General features: G+C 72.3%; 7 protein-coding genes. 2 read left to right on the plus strand and 5 right to left on the minus strand.

Going from position 1 to position 5,220, the window contains the following annotated elements; translation table 11 throughout:
• Positions 1-172 precede the first annotated feature (172 nt).
• On the minus strand, positions 173-1,117 hold the full coding sequence (locus Q1K57_RS13790; protein ID WP_300083589.1) for a tyrosine recombinase XerC: 945 nt from the start codon (positions 1,115-1,117) through the stop codon (positions 173-175).
• Between the two features lie 78 nt (positions 1,118-1,195).
• Here Q1K57_RS13790 and def point away from each other — a divergent pair, with 78 nt between their 5' ends.
• The gene (gene def / locus Q1K57_RS13795; RefSeq protein ID WP_300083591.1) at positions 1,196-1,786 is read left to right on the plus strand and encodes a peptide deformylase; all 591 of its coding nucleotides are present in this window, start codon (positions 1,196-1,198) and stop codon (positions 1,784-1,786) included.
• Positions 1,787-1,853: 67 nt separating this feature from the next.
• Here def and Q1K57_RS13800 read toward each other — a convergent pair whose 3' ends face one another.
• From Q1K57_RS13800 to Q1K57_RS13810, 3 genes are read right to left on the minus strand one after another with little or no spacing between them, the layout of a single operon-like run.
• The gene (locus Q1K57_RS13800) at positions 1,854-2,363 is read right to left on the minus strand and encodes a GNAT family N-acetyltransferase (RefSeq protein ID WP_300083593.1); all 510 of its coding nucleotides are present in this window, start codon (positions 2,361-2,363) and stop codon (positions 1,854-1,856) included.
• A 21-nt stretch (positions 2,364-2,384) separates the two neighbouring features.
• Complete coding sequence (locus Q1K57_RS13805; protein WP_300083595.1) at positions 2,385-3,182, minus strand: RNA methyltransferase; 798 nt, start codon at positions 3,180-3,182, stop codon at positions 2,385-2,387.
• 4 nt (positions 3,183-3,186) lie between these two features.
• Complete coding sequence (locus Q1K57_RS13810; protein WP_300083597.1) at positions 3,187-3,954, minus strand: maleylpyruvate isomerase N-terminal domain-containing protein; 768 nt, start codon at positions 3,952-3,954, stop codon at positions 3,187-3,189.
• A gap of 76 nt (positions 3,955-4,030) precedes the next feature.
• Here Q1K57_RS13810 and Q1K57_RS13815 point away from each other — a divergent pair, with 76 nt between their 5' ends.
• Entirely contained in the window at positions 4,031-4,978 is a 948-nt protein-coding gene (locus Q1K57_RS13815; RefSeq protein WP_300083600.1) for a bile acid:sodium symporter family protein, read from the plus strand.
• A gap of 7 nt (positions 4,979-4,985) precedes the next feature.
• Here Q1K57_RS13815 and Q1K57_RS13820 read toward each other — a convergent pair.
• Positions 4,986-5,220, minus strand: a 235-nt coding sequence (locus Q1K57_RS13820; protein ID WP_300083598.1) for a carboxymuconolactone decarboxylase family protein, incomplete at its 5' end; no start/stop codon positions are given.

Here is a 5,220-nt window from a genome sequence, read left to right on the forward strand (position 1 = left end):
ACTTCAGCGTCAAGGCCGACGGCCGTCAGGTCGACCCACAGCCGTGGCTGGGCTGATCCGGCTGCTGCCGCAGGAGGGCTCGCTCGCACCCTGCGGTGAGGGATCCGCGATGGGGCATCGGGCGCCGCCAGGACGCCACCGCCCCTGTGTCCCGGCCCCTTCTCCGCGCGGATCAAGCGCGGGGGTGGGCCTGGCGGAAGGCGGCCCGCAGTCGCTCGTTGGTGACGTGGGTGTAGATCTGCGTCGTGCCCAAGGATGCGTGCCCCAGGATCTCCTGGACACTCCGCAGGTCGGCGCCACCCTCCAGCAGGTGCGTCGCCATCGCGTGACGCAGCCCGTGGGGGCCGAGATCGGGGGCGTCCGGGACGGCTGCCAGGGCCGCGTGGACGATCCGACGCGCGACGCGCGGGTCGATCCGCGCTCCCCGCTCCCCGACGAACACGGCGTCACCGGCGGCGTCCGTGGCGAGTTCCTCCCGCACGGCCAGCCAGGCGGCGAGCGCGTGGTCCGCCGGCACGCCCAGCGGCGTCGCGCGTTCCTTGTCGCCCTTGCCACGCACACGCAGGAGTCGCCGGTCGCGATCGATCGATCTGCGGTCGAGACCGCACAACTCCGACACACGCAACCCCGAGGAGTAGAGGACCTCGACGATCGCGGCGTCCCGGAGCGCGACGGCGCGCGCGTGGGCGTCGTCGGCGGCTTGGACCCGCCCCGCCAGGTGCGCGAAGAGCCCCGCGGCGGCCCGCCGGTCCAGCGTCGGAGGCAGCGCGCGTGCGGCCCGCGGCGCCCGGAACGCGATGGCCGGGTTGTGCGGCGTCCGGTGCGTCTCGGACGCCCACGCGAAGAACATGCGGCACGCCGTTGCCCGCCGCGCCACGGTGGTGCGCTCGGCGCCTTGCCGGTGCAGGTCGGCGAGCCAGGCGCGCAGGTCGCGGTGGTCGACGACTGACCAGTCGGACGCCCCCCGCCCGGCCAGAAAGGCGGCCAGGTTCGTCAGGTCCCCGGTGTAGGCGCGGCAGGTGTGGTCGGCGAGGTTCCGCTCCAGCCGCAGGTGGTCGGCCCACGCCTCGATCGCCGACGCCAACCCCGGCGCCGGCTGTCCGTCAGCCTCACCCATGCCTGACAGCGTGCCAGAATGAACCGGTTGGCCCGGGGAGGAACGCCCGGGAACCGAGCGGGACGACGGAGGTCGGGCATGGCGATCGAGGACCTGATGGGCGAGGGAACGGTGCTGCCCATCACGCGCTGGGGCACGCCGGTCATGCACGAGCAGACCCAGCCGGTCACGGCCTTCGACGACGACCTGCGCACCCTCGTGGCCGACATGTTCACCACCATGCGCGCAGCCCAGGGCGTCGGACTGGCGGCCACCCAGGTGGGCCGCGGCCTCAGCCTGTTCGTCTACCTGTGCCCGGACGCCGACGATGTCGTCCACTACGGCGCCATCTGCAACCCCACCGTCACCACCCCGACCGGCAAAGAGCGCCACCTCGATTCCTCCGACGAGGGCTGCCTCTCGTTCCCCGGTGGCTACGAACGCCTCTCCCGTCCCGACAGGGCCACCTGCACCGGCGTCGACCCGTGGGGCGAACCTGTCACCGTCGAGGGAACCGGCCTCCTGGCTCGCTGCCTCCAACACGAGACCGATCACCTCGAAGGCACGGTCTTCGGCGACCGCCTGTCCGCCCGCGCCTACCGGAAGCTCGCCGAGCAGGTGGACGCCGTCGCGCACCTCTACCCCGACGACTGGCCGGTCTCGCCGAAGAGGCGCACCGCGGACTCCTGAGTGCCGCCGGGGGCTCTCGGCGCCATGAGCCAGAGCTCTGGGCGCGAACCGCCGCGGCGCTGCACGGTCAGGGGGCGAACTCGGTCGCCGTCAGGGTGAACACGCGGTAGAAGCTGTTCCGGCCGAGGAACGTGGCGTCGCCGCCGCGGCCCGTCTCGCGCATCCCGAGGCGTTCGAGGATGCGGACCGACGGCACGTTGGCGTCGATCGCCTCGGCCCAGATCTCGGCCAACCCGAGCGAGCCGAAACCCCACTCAAGCCCCGCAAACGCCACCGCGTGGCCGAGACCCTGGCCCCAGCGGTCCCGGCCGCCGACGACGTAGCCGAGCTCGCGCCGCTCGCCCGCACCGTGCAGGTCGACGTAGCCCACCACGTCCGCACCCACCAGCGCCGCCCGGCGCAGCAGGTCGTCAGGGAGGTCCCGGCGAGCCCACGCGACCCGCTCGCGCCACGAGGCGTCGGCGTTCCACCCGGCATGGGCGCAGAACACGGGGTCGGCACCCCAATCCGCGAGGAGTTCGGCGTCACCGGTGAGGAGGGGGCGAAGGTGCACCGGCCAGCTGCGTCGATGGCTCACTCCGCGAGGGTAACCGACAATTCATCGCAGCGCCCAGCATCCCACGGCGGTGGCGGCCGCCACGTTGAGCGAGTCGACTCCGGCGTTCATCGGGATACTCACCACCGCATCCGCCTGGCCGATCCAGGTCGCCGAGAGACCGGCGCCCTCGGTACCGACCACGAGCGCCAGCTTGCCGGGCACTCCGGCAGCCACGAATTCGTCGAGCGGAACGGCGTCCGGAGTGAGGGCGAGCGCCACCACCGTGAAGCCTGCCGCCCGCAGCGCAGGGAGTGCGTCCGCCCAGTCGTCCACGCGCGCCCACGGCAACGCGAAAACCGTGCCCATGCTGACCTTGACGGCCCGCCGGTAGAGCGGGTCGGCCGCCCGTGGGGCCAGCAGGACGCCGTCCCACCCGAGCCCCGCCGCGCAGCGGATGATGGCGCCCACGTTGGTGTGATCCACGATGTCCTCGGCCACGACGAGCCGCCGCAAACCCAGCAGGTCGCCCATGGACGCCGGCGGCGCCCGATGCAACGAGGCGAGCGCGCCGCGGTGCACATGGAACCCGGTCACCTGCTCGGCGAGCGCCTCGGTCACCACGTACACGGGCACGTCGGGCCGCGGCCGCCACACGTCGGCCAGGCCCTCGAGCCAGCGCTCGGCCAGCAGGAACGACCGCGGCGCGTGCCCGGCCGCCACGGCCCGCCGGATGACCTTCTCCCCCTCCGCGATGAACAGTCCGCGCTCAGCCTCCAGCGAGCGGCGCAGCGACGCGTCCCGCAACCGCACGTAGTCGGACAGTCGCGCGTCGTCGGCCTGCGTCACCTGGATCAACACCGGCTCACCACGTCACCCGCACCCGTCCCTGCCAGCCGTTCAGCCACCCCTCATCGGAAGCCACGATCTCGTCACCGCGGTTCCACAGGCCGAGATACAGGGCGCGTGCCGAGCCGCCGAGCGTCACGTCGGCGTCCGGGAACTCGCCCACAACGCGGGTGGCCACTGCGCCCGCCTGCGAGAGCTCGACCAACCAGGCGCGCTCGGCGTCGGCCGGCGCCACGAGCACCCGCTCGGGGTGGGCCGGGGTGAGCGCGTACTTGGGTCGAGGCAGGAAGCCGGTCAGGAGCTCATCGAGCCCGTCGAGGGCGAACGCGCGGTCGAACCACACCTCCGACGCCATGGGTGGGCGGCCCAGCCGCGCGGCCATGGCGTCCACCGCATGCATCGTGGTCTCGTGCGCCTGCCGGCGTGCCCACGCCAACCGCAGCGGCGGGGCGTCCAGGAGGAAGAAGTTGCCAGACAGGTCCGCAGGCGCCTTCGCGAGGGCGTTCAGGAGGTCGACCAACCCCTCGTCGAACCAGTCGAGCAGGTCGGGCGCCCCGGACGCCTCGGCCTCGACGTCGGCGTCGGGCCGGTCCGGCTCGCCGCGGAGTCGTCCCGCGGCCCAGCGGTGCACGAGCCCCTGATGGGTCACGAGGTCGGCCACCGTCCAGTCGGGGCACGTCGGCACGCGCGCCGCGAGACCGGCGCTCGCCGCGTTGCCGCGCAGCACGGACCCAGCTGCGCCCAACGCCTCCCCGTAGTCTGCCCAGTCCAGCACGTCCACCATGGCGGCACCCTAGCCGAGCGCCCGTTAGGGTGAGCCCGTGGCCCAGCGTGCGAGGATCCGCCTCGATCCCTTCCTCATGGCGATCGTCACGGCTGCCGTGGTCGCCACGCTGCTGCCGGCGTCCGGGATCGGCGCCGAGATCCTCGACTGGGCCACGAAGGTCGCCATCTTCTGCCTGTTCTTCCTCTACGGCGCCCGGCTGCGCCCCGACCAGGCCCTCGCCGGCCTCAAGCATTGGCGGCTGCACCTGACGATCCTCGCCTGCACGTTCGCGCTGTTCCCGCTGCTGGGATTCCTGCTCGGCTTCCTGCCCCACGCGATCCTGCCCGCCGCACTGCTGCCCGGCCTCGTCTACACCACCTTGTGTCCGTCGACCGTCCAGAGCTCCATCAACTTCACGTCCATCGCCCGCGGCAACGTGGCCGGCGCCATCGTGAGCGCATCCGCGTCCAACCTGCTTGGCGTGTTCGTCACGCCCCTGCTCGCCATCGCCCTCATGAACACGACCGGGCAGGCGTCCGTCAGCGTGGGCTCGATCGTCAACCTGGTGCTGCAGATCCTCTTGCCGTTCATTCTCGGCCAGTTGTCGCGCCCCTGGACCGCCGACTTCGTCGCGCGACACCCCAAGCTCAAGCTGTTCGACCAGGCGTCGATTGTCATGGTCGTGTATGCGGCGTTCTCCGAGGGGGTGCGCGAGGGCATCTGGGGCCTCGTGAGCATCGCCGACATCGCGCTGCTCGTTGCGGTCTGCCTCGTCATCCTCGCCCTGATGCTGTGGTTCACGTGGTGGCTCGCCCGCCGGCTCGGCTTCGACCGCGCGGACGCCATCGCCATCCAGTTCTGCGGCACCAAGAAGTCCCTCGCAACCGGCCTACCGATGGCCACCGTCCTGTTCGCCGGGCAGCCCATCGGGCTCATCATGTTGCCTCTGATGGTGTTCCACCAGGCGCAACTCATGGCGTGCTCGGCGCTGGCCTCCCGCTACGCCCGCGACCCGGAGCCGGACGCCCCAGCCGCGGCCTGAGCAGCGCTCAGCCCTCGCGGCCCTGCGCGAGGGCCGCGGCCACGGCGTTCGGATCGAGGTCCTTGACCAGCCGGATCGCGTTGATCCCAGCGGGGTAGCCGATGTAGGGGATGCAGTGCACGAGCGCGGCGAGGCACGTCTCGAGGCTGGTGCCGGCCTTGAGGTTGCCGAGGGTGTGCGAGCGGATCTGCGCCGGCGTGTCCCCGATGGCCGCGAGCACGACGAGGACGACCAGCTCGCGG

This window comes from Propioniciclava sp. (assembly GCF_029977985.1).
Taxonomy (GTDB): domain Bacteria; phylum Actinomycetota; class Actinomycetes; order Propionibacteriales; family Propionibacteriaceae; genus Propioniciclava.

Excerpts from the sequence above, each read along its gene's own strand:
- Q1K57_RS13810 (WP_300083597.1), bottom strand. The coding sequence starts at position 3,954 with ATGGTGGACGTGCTGGACTGGGCAGACTACGGGGAGGCGTTGGGCGCA.
- Q1K57_RS13790 (WP_300083589.1), bottom strand. The coding sequence starts at position 1,117 with ATGGGTGAGGCTGACGGACAGCCGGCGCCGGGGTTGGCGTCGGCGATC.
- Q1K57_RS13815 (WP_300083600.1), top strand. The coding sequence starts at position 4,031 with ATGGCGATCGTCACGGCTGCCGTGGTCGCCACGCTGCTGCCGGCGTCC.
- def (WP_300083591.1), top strand. The coding sequence starts at position 1,196 with ATGGCGATCGAGGACCTGATGGGCGAGGGAACGGTGCTGCCCATCACG.